This window comes from Spirosoma validum, from assembly GCF_014699035.1.
In the GTDB taxonomy this organism is placed as follows: Bacteria; Bacteroidota; Bacteroidia; order Cytophagales; family Spirosomataceae; genus Spirosoma; species Spirosoma validum.
Genome location: NZ_JACXAA010000002.1, coordinates 613,348 through 630,456 on the forward strand (window position 1 = coordinate 613,348; position 17,109 = coordinate 630,456).

Genomic DNA, 17,109 nt, shown 5'->3' on the forward strand with positions numbered 1-17,109 from the left:
TCCTTGTTTAAGAGCAAAGGGGCTCGTCAGTTCTGTTATGATCTTTATTACCCTGTTCCAATGAATGCTCGTCACCTTTTCGTTTTCAGTTTACTCCTCCTCGGTTTGTTTTATGCACAGGTAGCGGTTGGGCAAACCTCCTGGTCGACGTTGCTACCCACCATTGGCACCTTCTCCTCGCCCCGCGTAACCGATCTGAACCGCGACGGGGTTCAGGACATTATACTGGGGGCTGGGCGACTTGAATTTCAGCGCTGCGACTCGGCCATTATCGCATTAGATGGTAAAACGGGTAAATTGCTTTGGAATCGGTCTGCGAATGATCAGATTTTTGGGTCAGCGGCTTTGAAAGACATCAACGCAGACCAGATTGACGATGTGTTCATTAACGGACGGTCTTCCGAACTACAGGCGATTGATGGTGCTACCGGGCGCGTCATCTGGAAATTTGATACGCTAAATTACCCAGGCAAGTCATGGTTTAATTTTTACAACCCGCAGTTTATTCACGATGTCGATCACGACGGTATCGACGATCTGCTACTAGCCAATGGGGGCGATATTATCGTACCGCCACACAATCCGAACCGGCGGGCAGGGCGGCTGGTTGTCATAAGTACCAGAACTGGTAAACTGCTGGCCAGCGCGACCATGCCCGACGGAAAGGAGATTTATATGTCGGTGGTAGTCAATAAAGACTCGCTTCATCCTGAGCGATCGCCGATTCTCTTCGGCACGGGGGGCGAAACCATCGGCGGTAATTTGTTTGTGGGCACGATTGGCATGTTGCTGCAAGGCGATTTGTCGAGTGCCGAACAACTGGCCTCTTGCGCTACCAAAGGCTTCATAGCTCCGCCCGCCTGGGCCGACCTAACCAACGACGGGATAAAAGACATAGTCGTCAACAGTGTGGATGGGCGGGTCATGGCTTTTGACGGCAAGACGCACCGTTCGCTTTGGTCTACTCAACTGCTGTATACCGAAGCCTATTCGTCCATGGCCATTGGTTATTTCAATAGGGATCCCGTTCCGGATGTGTTCGTGTCGTTTGCGCAGGGAACCTGGCCCGACCTGACCTGGACGAAACAGGCTATGGTCAATGGCATAAATGGACAGATCGAGTTCTCAGATTCCCTGGGCTTTTATCAGACCAGTAGTCCCGTGGTGGCTGATGTAACGGAAGATGGCGTTGATGAGGTAATTCTTAGCGTTGATTATCAGTTGATTGACTCGCTGGGATTCAAGTCGTTTTCTAATACTCTGATGGTTATTCAGTTTGATAAGCATATGGTTGTACCACTGCTGGAAGGGTTACCTGGGCATAACGTATCATCGACACCTTGGGTGGGCGATTTAGATAAGGATGGCTTCCTGGATATTGTCTTCTGTAACGGAACGAACCCACGCAAAACCTACACCTTCGACGGGATGCGCGTTAATAAAATCGGCACAACCATTCCCCTATCCAGGCGGCATCAGTGGGGGGCTTACATGGGCAGTCATTACGATGGTGTGTTCAGAAGCCCGTGAAATTTGGTTTATCTTTGTTTAGCTGACTACTTGCTTTTTATGGCTTTTTCTTATCTCCGCGTTACTTGTTCGCTTGCCTGGTTTGTCTTCCTGCTGGTGGGCTGCAAAAACAAATCCGCTGACTCCCTCTTCACACAACTTTCGGCCGACGATACGCATGTCAACTTTGTCAACGCCATTCAGGAAACCGAAAAAGATAACGTACTGAACTACGAGTATTTCTATAACGGTGGGGGCGTAGCGGCTGCAGATTTCAACAATGATGGCTTAATTGACCTGTATTTTACAGCCAATCAGGGCGAAGACAAACTCTACATTAACGAAGGAAAACTCGCCTTCAAGGACGTAACGAAAACGGCTGGAATTACCTGGCAGGGCGAGTGGAAAACCGGCGTAACGGTTGTTGACATCAATAATGATGGCTGGCAGGATATTTACCTATCGGTGTCAGCTAACGTAGACAAACCGGCGTTACGTCATCACAAGCTCTATATCAATAACAAAAACCTGACGTTCACCGACCGGGCGGCTGATTATGGTCTGGATTTGATCACTTACGCAACTCAGGCCGCTTTCTTTGATTATGATCAGGATGGTGATCTGGATGTTTATCTGCTCAATCACAACGTAAAGGACTTTAAACGTTTCGACGCCGACGCCGTTCACGCCATGCGCGATTCACTGGCCGGGCATCGGCTTATGCGCAATGACGGGCCAAATAAGAAATTTATTGATGTTAGCGTTCAGGCGGGTATTAAAGGAAATCCCATTGGCTTTGGACTAGGCATCCATACTGCCGATCTGAACGGCGATGGCTGGACAGATATTTACGTATCCAACGATTATCTGGAGGAAGATTACTTATACCTGAACAACAAGAACGGTACGTTTACTGACGTAGTGAAAAAGGCGACGGGGCATGTCAGTTATTTTTCAATGGGCAACGATGTTGGGGACATTAACAATGACTTACTGCCTGACATTGTTACGATGGATATGTTGCCCGAAGATAATAAGCGGCAGAAACTGTTGTTCGGGCCAGATAAGTATGAAGCGTATTTGTCCATGCTACGTAACGGATTCCATCCCGAAACGATGCGGAATATGCTGCAACTCAATAACGGTGTCGATCCGGCTGGGAACCCAATATTTAGTGAAATCGGGCAATTGGCAGGTGTATCGAGTACAGATTGGAGTTGGTCACCCTTACTGGCCGATTATGACAATGATGGATTCAAAGATCTGTTTGTTACGAATGGTTATCTGCGCGATTATACGAACAACGATTTCGTGAAATATTACGCCGATCAGGGCCAGCAACAAAACAAGAGCGTGATGGAAACAATCAGCCACATGCCATCGACAAAAACGCCAAATTACATCTTTCGGAATGAGCACAATCTGACTTTTTCCAACAAACAAGTCGACTGGGGTTTCGATACACCAGTGGTCTCCAACGGGGCCGTTTACGCCGATCTGGATAACGACGGGGATTTGGAACTTGTAACGAATAACATCAACGAAAAAGCGTTTGTGTATCAGAATCTTGCCGTTGAGAAAGCTGAAAACAACTTCATTGATTTGATTCTGGACCCCAAAAAAACGGCCCAGTCCGTAACCGGGACAAAGGTATTCATGTACAGCAGCGACCTAAAACAGTATCAGCAGTATACGCCAACGCACGGATTTCAGAGTAGTATGCTGGTGCCTATGCATTTTGGTTTGGGAAAACATCAAACAATTGACAGTCTGATTGTTGTGTGGCCAAACGGAAGTGTTCAGAAACTCAGCGGAATTAAATCAAATCAACGGTTAAACGTTACGTATGCACCGACAGCTTCGGCAATAGCTCCCAAACCAGGCACTGCAACGTCGATGTTTACACAGACGAATACGTTGGATTTTACGCATACCCAACTCCCACAAAATGACTTTGGCCGGCAACTGTTATTGCCGCATATGTATTCGTATGCAGGTCCGCATATGACGAAAGGGGATGTAAATAAAGATGGCTTAGATGATCTCTACATTGGTGGAGGAAAAGGCCAGGCTGGCGAATTATTTCTCCAGCAGAAAGGCGGCCGTTTTCTGAAAACAAATCAGGCTGCATTCAAACAGGATGCTCTATGTACGGATACCGACGCGGCTTTTCTGGATGCCGACGCCGACGGCGATCTGGATTTATACGTAACAAGTGGCGGCTATGAATACTTGCCAAACGATCTATTGCTCCAGAATCGACTTTATCTGAACGATGGTAAAGGAAATTTTACGAAAGACGCGAATCGCCTGGATCTAAACGATTATGCAGGCAATGCTGTAAAAACACTTGATTTTGACAAAGACGGTGATCTGGACTTGTTTGTGTGTGGATCTGTTGTTCCGAACCAGTATCCCCGGTTTCAGCCGAGTCGATTATATCGTAATAATAAGGGGAAGTTCGTTCTCGTAAAAAGTGACGCCTTCAACGACTTAGGGCTGTTAACGGATGCCTGCATTGTCGATTTCAACAAAGATGGTTTCGATGATATTATAGCAGTAGGGGAGTGGACACCCGTTATTCGATTGCAAAACGAACATGGCGTTTTCAGGCGGATATACGATGAACTGGAGCAAACAACCGGTTTCTGGCAACGTATTGCCGCCGATGATTTTGATCAGGATGGAGATATGGATTTGATCGTTGGAAACTACGGCCTGAATTGTCACTTTAGAGCCTCTTCTGAATTACCTCTAACGATGCTAACCGACGATTTTGATGGGAATGGTACCATTGACCCAATTATTTGCTATTACATTCAGGGGAAAAATTATCCGGCTTATAGTCGTGATGAGTTACTGGATCAGTTGGCACCCCTTCGCAAAACGTACACGTCTTATGCTGTTTATTCAGACGCCACGGCCGACGATGTACTGAAGCAATTCAATGGAAAAACACCGCAGAAAGCGACGATTAATGATTTATCTACGCTTTATTTAGTGAATAACATCGGCCGCTTTGAGCGCCGGGATTTACCCATTCAGGCTCAGTTTGCTCCGGTATACGCTATACTTTCGCAGGATCTGAACGGCGACGGATTTAAGGATTTGGTGTTGGCAGGTAATCAGACTCGCGGGCGAGTCAGGACGGGAAATATCGACGCGAACTATGGACAGGTTTTTCTGAATAACCGGAAAGGAAATTTCACCTATGTACCTCAGCATCAATCGGGGCTATACCTGCGGGGCGATGTCAGGTCGCTGATGTTTATCAATAATCAACTAATTGCGGGCATCAACAGCCAGAAAGTGCAGGTTTACACTAAGACAAAGTAAACCAACACGTAGTAATTAACCCCTCAATTCGACTACCTGACCATCTTGGCAACGTAACACGCGACCTGGGTATTTGTGTATCAACTCGTAATTATGAGTAGCCATAAAAATGGCGGTGCCACCGGTATTGATCGCCTGAAAGACTTTCATGATCTGATCAGCCACGGCTGGGTCGAGGTTACCCGTTGGTTCGTCGGCGATAATTATTTGCGGGTGGTTAAGCAATGATCGGGCAATCACGACGCGCTGCTGCTCGCCACCTGACAACTGGTGGGGCATTTTTTGCTGGGCCGTATCCAAACCAACCTGAGTAAGTACTTCGGCAATACGTCGATCCATGTCTGCTTTATTCGTCCAGCCAGTGGCTTTCAAAACAAATTTCAGATTGTCTTCGACCGACCGATCAAAAAACAGTTGAAAATCCTGGAAGACAATCCCGATTTTTCGACGAAGCTGAGGAATATCCCGCGGGGTGAGGGCATTCAACGCATAACCAGCTACGTGTCCTTTCCCTGTCTGAAGCCACAGATCGGCGTATAACGTTTTGAGCATCGATGACTTACCACTGCCCGTACGGCCAATTACGTAGACGAAATCACCTTTGTTGATTTGAAACGATACGTTGCCTAAGACCAACTTTTTGCCCTGATAAATGTCGGCGTGGTCGAGGCTAAGAACGGGTTCGGGGGGAAGCATAAAAGTAGTCGTCAGTCAGCAGTTGTCAGTCGTCAGTCTCTTGCGTAAAAGTAACTTACGGCTATTGACTAACGACTGACGACTTTATTTACTTTTTCACCGGCAGATTTGCCTTTTCGTGATCGGCTAAAAATTTCGCCAGACCGCTATCGGTGAGTGGGTGATTCAGCAACGCCTTGATAACGCTCAAAGGAGCTGTCATTACATCTGCACCAATTTCGGCACATTTAATAACGTGCATCGGGTGACGTACTGATGCGGCCAGAACTTCGGTTGTATACCCGTAATTCGTAAAAATCGTGACGATCTGTTCGATCAGTTCCATGCCATCAGTCGAAATATCATCTAACCGGCCAACAAAAGGCGACACAAACGAAGCGCCCGCTTTAGCGGCTAACAGTGCCTGACCTGCCGAAAAAATCAACGTGCAGTTCGTACGAATACCTTTTTCGGAAAAATACTTGATGGCTTTTACACCATCGCCGGTCATTGGGATCTTCACAACAATGTTCTCATCAAGTTCGGCCAGTTCATCGCCTTCCTTGATCATCTCCTCATATTTGATCGATATAACTTCCGCGCTGACATCACTTCCTACGATTTCGCAGATCTGCTTGTAGTGACGCATTACGTTGTCTTTTCCCGTAATACCTTCTTTAGCCATCAGCGAAGGATTGGTGGTAACACCGTCGAGAACACCCATTTCCTGGGCTTCACGAATGTCGGCCAGATTGGCCGTATCAATGAAAAATTTCATGGTTAAAACTAAAGTTAATTAAGTGGTTTGTTCGATTGCCGGTACGTTGTGTTTACACAGTTACTGACTCATCAACTACGTGCGTTCCATCCTGAATTTTGCAAACGTGAATGTACGTATCTTTCCCCGTTTGGGCTTTGTATTGTTTCATAATCTGCTCACTAAAAGCATCAAGCGACTCTTCGTGCACCAGGTTAATGGTACATCCACCGAAGCCTCCACCCATCATGCGTGCTCCGAGTACACCCGGTTGCTGGCGGGCAATATCGACGAGCGCATCTAATTCTGGGCAACTCACTTCGTACCAGTGACTAAGGCCTTCATGCGAGCCATACATCAATTGTCCGAAGGTAACTATATCGTCTTCCTCTAGGGCCGCTACCCCATCGAGCAGTCGCTGATTTTCCTGTACTACGTAGGCACACCGTCGATAAATCAAGGGTTCTGTATTGCGCAAATGCTCGTCGAGCATGGCCATCGTCACATCGCGCAGACTTTTTATTTCCGGATAATATGTTTGCAGGAATCGTACCCCGGCTTCGCATTCAGCCCGGCGCGTGTTGTATTCCGACGTTACGAGGGAGTGTTTCACCCGCGAGTCGCACAGAACAATACTGATTCCGTCCATACGTAAAGGGGCGTATGTGTATTCGAGCGAACGACAGTCAAGTTTGATAACATGGTCGGCTTTGCCCATCATGCTGGCAAACATGTCCATGATACCAACTTTCGCGCCAACAAATTCATTCTCGGCTCGTTGCGACAATTTTAAAAGGGTTAGCCGGTCGAGGCCTAACCCGAAGAGTTCGTTAAGAGCAAACCCAATTCCATTTTCAAGTGCAGCCGACGAAGATAAACCTGCTCCCATGGGGATAGTGCCGCTAAAAACACAATTAAGACCGCCAACAGAGTGCCCTGCCAGTCGAAATTGAGCAATTACTCCCAATAGATAGTCGGCCCAGGTATGAGTGGGAGCTAAACTAGCCAGAGACCCCTGATATTTTTTGCCCAGATCATGAGCAATAAAATGAAGCTCATCGTCTGATCGAAGCCCAACGGCTAAATAAATGGCTTTATCAATAGCAGCCGGAAGAACAAACCCTTCGTTGTAGTCGGTATGTTCACCAATTAGATTGACGCGGCCGGGGGAGCAAATTAGCAGAGGGTCAGCGTGAAACGCATTTTGAAACGACGTGGCAAGTTGACTTAGCAGATTCATGTTGGGTTTAGAAATTTAGCGATTCGATGCTATTACTACATAAACACCTCGCTAAACAAAACTAACCGTCGTCTTGATAGAAACTGGAGTAGACGGAAATAAAAAATGGCAAACCAATGTCTCACCGCTACGACCACCTACCCTTGCTTCGGTCAAGACCTGGGGGATTCAGCAGGAGCTGGTAGCACCGATTTGCCGATGCAAAGTTACGCAATTGTTCATCAAACGACCAAATTTCACCCGTACCTTTGTCTAAAATCAATTTTGAATGAGTGAATAGGTTAATAAAGATTTGTGCCAATTATTAACCTATTCACTCATTCTAGCAATAAGGCCCATGAAGCGCTCATCTTATATTATTTGTTATGCCTTACTCTGTTTGTTGGCCTGTAGTTCATCGGATAAGTACGTTGAGCAGGGACGGGCGTATTTAAAAGAAGGAAAATTTCGGGAAGCTATTCAATCCCTGAATCAGGCCGTTGAAGCTGATGAAGCAAATTCGGAAGCGTTTAACTCGCGGGGCGTAGCGTATTTTGAACTGAAAGAATATGCCAATGCGACTCTCGACTACGACCAGGCAATCAAACTCAAGCCGGATTTCTATCGATCCTATTACAATCGAGGGTTATTGAAAGCAGCGCAAAATGATCTAACAGGGGCTGTGAAAGATTACTCAGAAGCGATCCGACTGATGCCGGATACAGGTCGTATTGTCAGCGCTGAAATTTTCCTGAATCGTGGACAACTGTTTGCTTTACAGGGACAGATTCAACCCGCTTTGACTGATTTTTCGCAAGCTATTACGTTAGATCCGAAAAATTTCCTGGCTTTATACAACCGGGGTAATCTGCGTTTTCAACAGAAGGACCTCGCCGGGGCAATTGCCGATTTTCAGCAGTCGGTAAATGCAGATCCGAAATTCGGGAAAGCGTTCTACGGATTAGGGATTGCACAAATAGTTCATAATGAACGAGAAACGGGTTGCCTGAATCTAAAACAAGCTCAACAGCTAGGCTATGCTGACGCCACCAACGCCGTGACGGAATATTGCCATTGACGGAAAAGCTCTGCGTGATCGTTATTTGTTTATCAAGAGTATAATAACTGATAGATTAGAATCACTTGATAGATGACTTATCAACTCGACTGGTGAATGTTGACTGATTATGCGTAAAACCCTTTCCATCATTTTTGGTCTGCTCTTCGTTCTATTTGCAGCCTTTCAGTATAATGATCCTGATCCGGAAGTCTGGATACCTATTTATGGCTTTGCGGCTGTAGCCTGTTTTATGGCCTTCGCGGGGGTGGGGCAGTGGTGGTTTTTCGGGGCAATGGCTCTTTTATATGTCATTGCGGCCTGGTACCAATGGCCTTCCGTATTTGAAGGGTTTCTATTTAGTGAAATGGGAATGCGTAGCATGAATATTGAAATGGCCCGTGAAGCGGGTGGACTAGCCATTTGTGCGGCTGTAATGGTAATGCTAGCTGTGTTGATGCGCAAACCACTACGCCGATGAAATTAATCGAATGTCCTCGGGATGCCATGCAGGGCCTGTCGCATTTTGTGCCAACAGATCTTAAAATTCGCTACCTCAATACACTCCTGCAGGTTGGCTTCGATACGCTCGATTTTGGGAGTTTCGTGTCCCCAAAAGCAGTTCCGCAAATGCGCGATACTGCCGATGTACTGGCCGGTCTTCATTTGTTTAAGACCAAAACAAAACTACTGGCGATTGTAGCCAACGTTCGTGGAGCTGAGCAAGCCGTTTCGTATTCGCAAATTCAATACGTTGGCTTTCCGTTGTCTGTTTCCGAAACGTTTCAGCAACGTAACACCAACAAGTCTATTACGCAGGCATTTGCCGACGTTCAGGAAATTCAGAATTTGTGTATTCGGACCGGGAAAGAACTGGTCGTTTATCTGTCAATGGGTTTTGGAAATCCTTACGGAGACCCTTACAGCCCTGAACTAATTGGTGCGTTCACTTCGCAGTTAGTGGAGATCGGGGTCAAGGTTATTGCTCCATCTGATACCGTAGGCTCATCAACTCCCGAGGCTATTGAAGCCTTATTCGGTCAGTTAATTCCTGCGTTCCCACAGGTTGAGTTCGGAGCGCATCTGCATGCCCGGCCTGGTGAAGCACCAGATAAAGTACGAGCGGCTATACGAGCGGGTGTCAAGCGTATAGACGGTGCGCTACGTGGTTTTGGTGGCTGTCCAATGGCGGCTGACGAGCTTACAGGTAACCTGCCAACTGAAGAAATCATCGAAACGCTAACTAATGAAGGCATTGCAGTATCTCTTAATCAGGAAGCATTTCAAAAAGCGTTGACACTGTCAGCGGGCGTGTTTTAAGATATCGTGGGTCTTCAGTCCGCGTAGCCGTAGGCTAAAGAAAGATCATCAGTTGCAAGTTAGCCTGCGGCTATACGGGCTGAAGACCCGCGATACCTTACATAAACATTGCCTGAATTTCTTCTTTCACGGCTTTGAGCGCATCAGAAGTAGGCTGTTTGTCTTTCTGAATGATCCGCTCAAAAATTCGCTTTGACAGGTCGAGAGCGGGCGCATCGGGACGGGTATCGCCTGATGCCTGGTTAATGAGTACCATTACGTCGTTCATGGCTGCCTGAATCTGATCCCATGTGGCCTGACTCATGTATACCTGCTGCGATAGGTTGTGATTGTACTCATCCCGAATTTCCTGCAGGAGCCGCTGTTGAAGTTCGAGAACGGTCGTTGAGCTTCCACCCAGGCGTAACAGTAGGTTATTGGGACTGATACGTTCCAGAAACAAAACCATCCGTTCGAAGGCTTGCAAACGAATTGGTACTACGGCTTCGGTATAACGGTTTTTGACTTCATATTGATGGCGGTCTGCCTCGCGTTCCAGCAACAATTTAATAGTCAGGTACATACCATATAAAACTAACGCAGCCGGGACGATTAGCTTCAGGAAGTCACTCAGTATATCCATAAAAAACGGGAACGTTGTTCGGTAAAAATGGGTAATGGTAAAAACGTTATTCAGTTTGATGACCGTGGTATGTCAGTTGTTACCTTCCATACTCGTCAAACAATAAACTCGTTCATGCTGACACTCGATAATCCTGTTAAAGTTCGGCCCGAAGCGCGTCACCAGATTCTAGATACGTTGCAGGCCAATAAAATTCCTGGTGAATATGGCCTGCGCGTAGGTATCCGGGGGGGCGGTTGCGGATCGTCGTGGCTGTTAGGGTTTGACCTGCCTGGCCCTGCCGACGAAGTATATAACGTAGAAGGCGTGCGCGTCATTATTGACCGGAAACATTTACTCTACGTGATCGGCACAGAAATTGGCTATGAACCGGGCGGATTCACAATTGAAAAGGAAAATGAAAGCCAGTAGGAAAGCGATTAAGATCCGTCAGACGTGGTCAACGCTGTTGCTAAAAGAAATTATTGCAGGATTTCCTGAGAATATGTTTTACTCAATCGTTACGTGTTTCCAGTTCTCGCCGGAACGAATTCGGTTGAGTTGGGTATGAGTAATACCAAACTGTTTAGCGATCATCTTCAGCCTGTTTTTATCATTCAACAATAGCTTCTTGATGATCTTGACCTTGCTTTCGGTAAGCTTATAGTTACGCGTCTGACGGGGAAGCGTACGATTTTTGAGATAAGGGTTTTGCCGGTTATGCTCAATCATCTCATTTTTAGTTACCCAGCGCAGGTTTTGGTAATAATTGTTCTGCTTGTCGTGATCGAGGTGGATCACGAACGTCTGTTCAGGCTGTTCGTGGTTAACAAACAGCTCGGCAACCAACTTATGAACGTAGCGATTGAGCGTTTTTCCTTCCGAACGAATATTTAAGGACCGATACCCCTGAATGGTCGATCCTTTAATGAGTTTACTTGGGGCATTATTCGCTTCAGGGCGTTGCTGAGCCGCTAATGACGACTGGAAACTACGTAGTCGTCCGTAGTTTGAAACCTCATAGCGGGGCGGGTTTTCAATGCCATCAAACTGAATTGGCGCCCACTTTTCATTCCAGAAACTTTGATTCCCCTTGGCGTCCATAACCGAAGCAAATTTTGAGGCTTACTTGTTTTTCAATACGTTACAACTGAATAGGGCAGAGCCTTTTAGTGAGTGCTTAACAACACAGCATTAAAATAGTTGTCAAATTTTTAATGCTTATCTGAAAATCAGTAGAATAAATTGGACGAATTGTGAAAGTATCCGCTAAATAAACTTTTGCCCTCATGTACCCTTCTGGTCAGAATACGTCATGTACGGAAAGGTTTCTGCGGAAAATGAGCAGGTCTTAGAACCGCTATAGGTTCTGATTAGTTAAGAGTATAGTGTACATCCTTGACGTGTATGCTCAAAATCAGATGGAAACTCCTGCGAAAAAAACGTTAGTGGTTGGAGCGACAGAAAAGGCGGGTCGTTACGCTAATTTAGCTGCCTACAGCTTGCTCCGGCACGGCCATGCTATTGAATTGCTTGGCTTAAAAGAAGGCGAAATAGAAGGACATCCAATTCATACCGGGCACCCAGAACTGCAAGATGTGGATACGGTGACTATGTACGTTGGGGCACGGAACCAAGACGGACTTTACGACTATATCAAAGGCCTGAAGCCTCGTCGGGTAATTTTCAATCCCGGTGCCGAAAATCCGGAATTCGAACGTCAGCTACGTAGCGAGGGTATCGAGCCGATCGAAGGTTGCACGCTGGTAATGTTGTCGATTGGAACGTACTAAATGATGAACTACATGACCCAAGTAATAGATCATGTATCATTCGTCATTCAGTATTTACCATTTAATTAGTGCTGATGCCCAGGTGAAACCACTGCCAAACGCAGCGAGGCAAACCAAATCGCCAGGTTTGATTCGACCTTCTTCAAACGCTTCGGTTAAAGCAATTGGAATCGAAGCCGCTGTTGTGTTCCCGTAGTGCTGAATATTATTGAAAACTTTCTCTTCGGGCAGGTTCATCTGCTGCCGGACGTAGTCCGAAATACGGATATTGGCCTGATGCGGTACTAAGAGGGCAAGATCTTCCGCTTTATAACCGTTTGCCTCCAGACTCTCATTGATCACTTCCATGAAACGTACTACGGCGTGCTTAAAAACCGTATTCCCGTTCATCGTTACGTTGTAATTTCCTTCAGCTAGTGTTGTTTCACTCAGCCAGCGTCCATCCCGACTGCTACCAGGATCACGAACGTATAATTCCTCGGCATAGCGTCCATCGGCGTGGAGGTGCGTGGACAAAACTCGATGTTCAGGGTCGGTTGTAGCCTGTAAAACGGCCGCGCCTGCGCCATCACCAAAAATGACGGCTACCCCTCGGCCTTCGTTGCTTTTGTTTAGAAACGTTGATTGAATCTCTGAGCCTACTACCAGAATGGTTTTATACATCCCCGTTTTGATAAACTGATCCGCTATCGACAGAGCATACACAAAACCTGAACACTGATTCCGAATATCAATAACCCCAACCCCCTCCAGACCTAATTCACGCTGCATCAGAAAAGCGGAGCCTGGAAAGTAATAGTCAGGCGTAATGGTAGCGTAGACAATGAGATCAACATCGCTGGCATTTAAGCTGGCGCGGTCAAGCGCCATCCGGGAGGCTGCTGTGGCCATGCTGGCATTAGTATCTTTGCCGTAGGTAAAATAGCGCCGTTGTTTGATACCAGTCCGCTCCTGAATCCAGGCGTCAGACGTATCCATGTACTGAGTCAAGTCATTGTTCGTAACCACATTATCGGGTACGTAAAAACCTAACCCCTTTATACTTGAGTAAACCGTATTCATTCGATAGTAGAAAAAAAGTCGGTAAAAATAGCACTTTTTATGGTAGACTCCTTTGAAAAGAAGCTACCTGTGCTATTAATACCGAAAAAGAAAACGCCTGTTTTTAGGCTGTATGTAAGTCGAATGAATATTCTTCCATGATAAGATTGGCCAGCAACTGTTTGCAAGCCGAATCAACGGTTGTGCGGGCTTGCTCTTCGGTATCGGCATCCACTTCGAGCCGGATATGCTTACCAATACGAACGTTGTCGATCGTATCCATCTGGAGATTATGAAGCCCTAATTTGACGGCTTTGCCCTGTGGGTCCAGAATTTCCGATCGGGTCATGATGTTAATTTCAGCGATGTATTTCATGGTTTTAATGAATGAGCGAATGAGCGAATAAGTAAATGGTAGGTAACGGCCTGCCAAATCACTCATGCCCTCGTTTGCTCATTAAAAATTAGTGACAGAATAATGTAAAGCAAAATAATCAGCGGGATGGCTGCGAACTGCAAAAATAACAGGAGCAGAACGGAAGCGATTAGAAAACTAAATTTAATCCGGTTTTCAGACCAGCCGAAGGATTTGAATTTGAGTGCAAAGAGAGGTATCTCAGATACCATCAGAAAGGCAAACGCGATGATCATACCCAGGGCAATATCGTTTTTCCAGATCGCATCATACTGAGGCTGGTAGCGCGCCATTAACGGGAGAGCGGCAATCAGCAACGTATTCGCTGGAGTCGGCACACCAATGAACTGGTCGCTTTGCCGGGTATCAATATTGAATTTGGCTAAACGTAACGCTGACAAGACAGCAATTAGAAAAGCACCATAGGAAATAGGACCCAGGCCCTGGAACCAGCAAAGCTGAAAAACAATCATAGCGGGCAATACTCCGAACGTAACAACATCGGCCAGTGAATCCAACTCCTTGCCAAATGGACCTGAAACTTTCACCAGACGAGCCACAAACCCATCGCCAAAATCGAGAATAGCTGCCAGACCAATCAGCCAGGCGGCCGTGTCGAGATGACCACGTAACGTCATAACTATACCAATGCACCCACACAGCAAATTGCCGCAGGTCATGGCATTGGGTAAATGTTTGAGTAAGTTCATAGTTAGTAGTAACGGGCTAAGCCCGTTACTACATTCTAACAAATGGATTTGTTCGCTTCTCCTGACCGATAGTGGTTGGGTCCATATGACCGGGATAAACGATGTAATCGTCAGGTAGTGTATACAGTTTTGTTCGAATACTGTTCAACAGGTCATCATGATTGCAATATGGGAAATCGGTTCGCCCCACACTGCCTTGAAACAACACATCACCCCCAATAACGTATCGATCTGCGTGGTTCACAAACGCTACGTGTCCAGGTGCGTGTCCAGGCACAAAGATGACATCCAGGGTGATATTCCCAAACGTAAACTTGTCGCCTTCTTTCAGAAAAGCGTCAATTTCGGAAGGTTCGTATCCACGCAAACCATAAAGTGCACAACGCGTTGGTACGTCGTTGTAGATCACCATGTCTAACTCGTGTAGATAAGCTTTCACGCCGAATTTACGCTTCACGTAAGCAACGCCAAACACATGGTCAAGATGAGCGTGAGTAAGAAGTATGTATTTGACTGTGAGTTTATTAGTTTCGATAAATCGTCCCAGAGTTTCCTTCTCAACCTGCTCATAACAGCCAGGATCAATAATAACAGCCTCTTTGGTAGCGTCGTCGGCAATGACGTAGGTATTTTCCTGCAAGGGCGAAAATTCGAAAGCTTGAATCATAACGTAACACGGGAGAAAACCCGTAGAGTATTGACAAAAATGCGGGTTAAAACCCGAGATACCTTTACAAAAGTAAAAACACCGTTGGTTTTTTACGTAAATCAGGCACCTGTGTTTTCCATTCCCGGATGGTTAATGTGCGGACAAAGGCGTCGGGAGCCGTTAAATTACAAGCCACACATAAGCGCGTGTTGGGTTGGCAATTGGCTACTACGTCGGCAAAAAGGGCGTCGTTCCGGTAGGGCGTTTCCATGAAAATCTGCGTTTGCTGGCGTTCTTGGGCTTCTTTCTCGAGATGACGTACGGCGCGGGCGCGATCTTGCCGCTCGATGGGCAAATAGCCATGAAACACGAACGACTGACCACTCATACCCGATGCCATCAGCGCCAGTAAAATAGATGATGGTCCCACTAATGGCTCTACTTTCCAGCCCAGCGTATGCGCCATGCCAACTATGACTGCACCTGGGTCGGCTACACCCGGGCAACCAGCTTCCGACAAAACGCCCGCGTTACGTTTACGTTCTGTCAGTTCCTGAATCTGTCGGCGCGTATCGGTCGGGGACGTGTCTTTGTCCAAATTAAAGAATGTCGTCTCATCAATAATTCGGCTTGTTTTTAGCCCACTGATGAAACGCCGGGCCGAACGGACGTTCTCCACGAAATAAGCGTCAGTTTTTTCAACAATCTCACGGATTGACGAAGGCAGAACCTGGTGAGCAGTATCGTCGGCAAGTAAAGTTGGGATAAGATAAAGCGTGGGCATGATTACGACAGAAACTTTATCAACACATCAACAAACTCAGCTGGCTTTTCGGCCTGTACCCAATGACCCGCTCCCTGAATAGTCTCGATCTCGACATTTGGAAAAATACGTTTTATTGTCGGAATGTCTTCGTCCAGAATGTAAGGAGATTCGCTACCGCGCATGAATAGAGTTGGCTCGGTTATCACACGCGGATTAGTCAGCTCTTCGCCAATACCGTGCAATTCCTGTTCAATAACAGGAAGATTTAGCCGCCAGGCAAATTCTCCCTGCTCATTGCGGTAAAGGTTTTTGAGCAGAAACTGACGTACTGTCAGGATTGGCTCAAAGCGGCTGAGGGCAGCATCAGCGTCCGTACGACTTTTGATAGTCGCCAAGTCAATCGCTTTCATCCCACGAACAAGCTCGGCGTGGTGAACTGGATAAAATTTGGGTGCAATATCGACCACAACTAATTTCTGATACGTGCCCGGATAAAGCATCGCATATTGCATGACTGCCTTGCCGCCCATCGAATGCCCAACCAGAATTGGATCGTCGAGTTGATGGTCAATAAGAAATTCATGTAAATCGTTGGCCATACCAACGTAATCATGTTCGTCGCCACGGGGCGATTGGCCATGATTACGTTGGTCGAGCGCAAATACTCGATACCCTTTGGCGGCAATGGATTTGCTGATAGTGAGCCAGTTATCCGACGAGCCAAAAACGCCGTGAAGAATAACAATAGACGGGCCTGTTTCGCCCGTCTGGCGATAGAACAATTTCATCTAACTTCAAAAGTGAAAAAGCGAACGAATAAAAGAACTCTATATCTATTAATCTTATTCGTCACTCTTCGGTTTTCATAAATAACTTTTTCACCATCGCCGTCAAAAGCTATAATCTGCCTGGATGAGCAAATCAAAAAGGTATATCAGGGCAGATAAATAAGCTTATTTCGACCAGCGCTGTAACGAGACAAAACTAAGGAGGAATGGATCAACATGGCACGTCTGGTAAGGGTAATATTTATAAATGATTCGGTCATGTTATTAAATTAAGAGATATTATGCTGACTGACTTAACAATTAGATAATTTTCTGTTATAGAACAGAACAGTCTAAAAATGTGAATATTTTTATAGATTAGTTATCGACTTTGCATATAGTGGTACTTTTTTAAGAAGGGGGGCTTTCGTGCCTCAAAAAATATAAGCATATTTGTCACAAACTTGAGCGCCGGTCTGATTCGGTATATGTCT

The 17,109-nt window shown here is 46.3% G+C and carries 18 protein-coding genes; 7 read left to right on the forward strand and 11 right to left on the reverse strand.

What is annotated here, in order from left to right:
* The first annotated feature begins 60 nt into the window (after positions 1–60).
* Both IC230_RS07390 and IC230_RS07395 read left to right on the forward strand, forming a co-directional pair.
* Positions 61–1,530: an outer membrane protein assembly factor BamB family protein gene (locus IC230_RS07390; protein WP_191038329.1), complete on the forward strand. Its 1,470-nt coding sequence runs from the start codon at positions 61–63 to the stop codon at positions 1,528–1,530.
* Between the two features lie 39 nt (positions 1,531–1,569).
* Positions 1,570–4,845, forward strand: coding sequence for a VCBS repeat-containing protein (locus IC230_RS07395; protein ID WP_191038330.1), 3,276 nt, complete (start codon positions 1,570–1,572; stop codon positions 4,843–4,845).
* Between the two features lie 15 nt (positions 4,846–4,860).
* Here the strand turns inward: IC230_RS07395 and IC230_RS07400 are convergent, their stop codons facing one another.
* The 3 genes from IC230_RS07400 to IC230_RS07410 form a co-directional block, all read right to left on the reverse strand.
* Positions 4,861–5,541, reverse strand: a complete 681-nt coding sequence (locus IC230_RS07400) for a cell division ATP-binding protein FtsE (RefSeq protein ID WP_191038331.1) — start codon at positions 5,539–5,541, stop codon at positions 4,861–4,863.
* A gap of 88 nt (positions 5,542–5,629) precedes the next feature.
* Entirely contained in the window at positions 5,630–6,298 is a 669-nt protein-coding gene (fsa, locus tag IC230_RS07405) for a fructose-6-phosphate aldolase (protein ID WP_191038332.1), read from the reverse strand.
* Between the two features lie 52 nt (positions 6,299–6,350).
* On the reverse strand, positions 6,351–7,517 hold the full coding sequence (locus IC230_RS07410) for a galactokinase (RefSeq protein ID WP_191038333.1): 1,167 nt from the start codon (positions 7,515–7,517) through the stop codon (positions 6,351–6,353).
* Positions 7,518–7,854: 337 nt separating this feature from the next.
* On the opposite strand from IC230_RS07410, the gene IC230_RS07415 reads away from it, so the two are divergent.
* The 3 genes from IC230_RS07415 (at position 7,855) to IC230_RS07425 (ending at position 9,873) form a co-directional block, all read left to right on the forward strand.
* A complete protein-coding gene (locus tag IC230_RS07415) occupies positions 7,855–8,574 on the forward strand; it encodes a tetratricopeptide repeat protein (protein ID WP_191038334.1) in 720 nt (239 codons plus the stop codon).
* A 109-nt stretch (positions 8,575–8,683) separates the two neighbouring features.
* Complete coding sequence (locus IC230_RS07420) at positions 8,684–9,034, forward strand: transmembrane 220 family protein (RefSeq protein ID WP_191038335.1); 351 nt, start codon at positions 8,684–8,686, stop codon at positions 9,032–9,034.
* On the forward strand, positions 9,031–9,873 hold the full coding sequence (locus IC230_RS07425) for a hydroxymethylglutaryl-CoA lyase (protein ID WP_191038336.1): 843 nt from the start codon (positions 9,031–9,033) through the stop codon (positions 9,871–9,873). The genes IC230_RS07420 and IC230_RS07425 overlap by 4 nt, the downstream gene beginning before the upstream one ends.
* A gap of 97 nt (positions 9,874–9,970) precedes the next feature.
* Here the strand turns inward: IC230_RS07425 and IC230_RS07430 are convergent, their stop codons facing one another.
* On the reverse strand, positions 9,971–10,495 hold the full coding sequence (locus IC230_RS07430) for a DUF7935 family protein (RefSeq protein WP_191038337.1): 525 nt from the start codon (positions 10,493–10,495) through the stop codon (positions 9,971–9,973).
* 114 nt (positions 10,496–10,609) lie between these two features.
* Here IC230_RS07430 and IC230_RS07435 point away from each other — a divergent pair, with 114 nt between their 5' ends.
* Positions 10,610–10,906: a HesB/IscA family protein gene (locus IC230_RS07435; protein ID WP_191038338.1), complete on the forward strand. Its 297-nt coding sequence runs from the start codon at positions 10,610–10,612 to the stop codon at positions 10,904–10,906.
* Between the two features lie 78 nt (positions 10,907–10,984).
* Here IC230_RS07435 and IC230_RS07440 read toward each other — a convergent pair whose 3' ends face one another.
* Positions 10,985–11,578, reverse strand: coding sequence for an HNH endonuclease (locus tag IC230_RS07440; RefSeq protein ID WP_191038339.1), 594 nt, complete (start codon positions 11,576–11,578; stop codon positions 10,985–10,987).
* Positions 11,579–11,895: 317 nt separating this feature from the next.
* Between IC230_RS07440 and IC230_RS07445 the strand changes: the two genes are divergently transcribed.
* The gene (locus IC230_RS07445; RefSeq protein ID WP_191038340.1) at positions 11,896–12,267 is read left to right on the forward strand and encodes a CoA-binding protein; all 372 of its coding nucleotides are present in this window, start codon (positions 11,896–11,898) and stop codon (positions 12,265–12,267) included.
* A gap of 54 nt (positions 12,268–12,321) precedes the next feature.
* On the opposite strand, the gene IC230_RS07450 is transcribed toward IC230_RS07445, so the two are convergent.
* From IC230_RS07450 to IC230_RS07475, 6 genes are all read right to left on the reverse strand, one after another.
* Positions 12,322–13,329: a 3-oxoacyl-ACP synthase III family protein gene (locus IC230_RS07450; protein ID WP_191038341.1), complete on the reverse strand. Its 1,008-nt coding sequence runs from the start codon at positions 13,327–13,329 to the stop codon at positions 12,322–12,324.
* 103 nt (positions 13,330–13,432) lie between these two features.
* On the reverse strand, positions 13,433–13,684 hold the full coding sequence (gene purS, locus IC230_RS07455) for a phosphoribosylformylglycinamidine synthase subunit PurS (protein ID WP_191038342.1): 252 nt from the start codon (positions 13,682–13,684) through the stop codon (positions 13,433–13,435).
* 62 nt (positions 13,685–13,746) lie between these two features.
* Positions 13,747–14,433 carry a CDP-diacylglycerol--serine O-phosphatidyltransferase gene (gene pssA / locus IC230_RS07460; protein WP_191038343.1) on the reverse strand — a complete coding sequence of 229 codons (687 nt, stop codon included), beginning with the start codon at positions 14,431–14,433 and terminating at the stop codon, positions 13,747–13,749.
* Positions 14,434–14,461: 28 nt separating this feature from the next.
* Positions 14,462–15,100: an MBL fold metallo-hydrolase gene (locus tag IC230_RS07465; protein WP_191038344.1), complete on the reverse strand. Its 639-nt coding sequence runs from the start codon at positions 15,098–15,100 to the stop codon at positions 14,462–14,464.
* Between the two features lie 64 nt (positions 15,101–15,164).
* Positions 15,165–15,866, reverse strand: a complete 702-nt coding sequence (locus IC230_RS07470; RefSeq protein ID WP_191038345.1) for an SAM-dependent methyltransferase — start codon at positions 15,864–15,866, stop codon at positions 15,165–15,167.
* A 2-nt stretch (positions 15,867–15,868) separates the two neighbouring features.
* Positions 15,869–16,636: an alpha/beta fold hydrolase gene (locus tag IC230_RS07475; protein WP_191038346.1), complete on the reverse strand. Its 768-nt coding sequence runs from the start codon at positions 16,634–16,636 to the stop codon at positions 15,869–15,871.
* Positions 16,637–17,109: the final 473 nt, after the last annotated feature.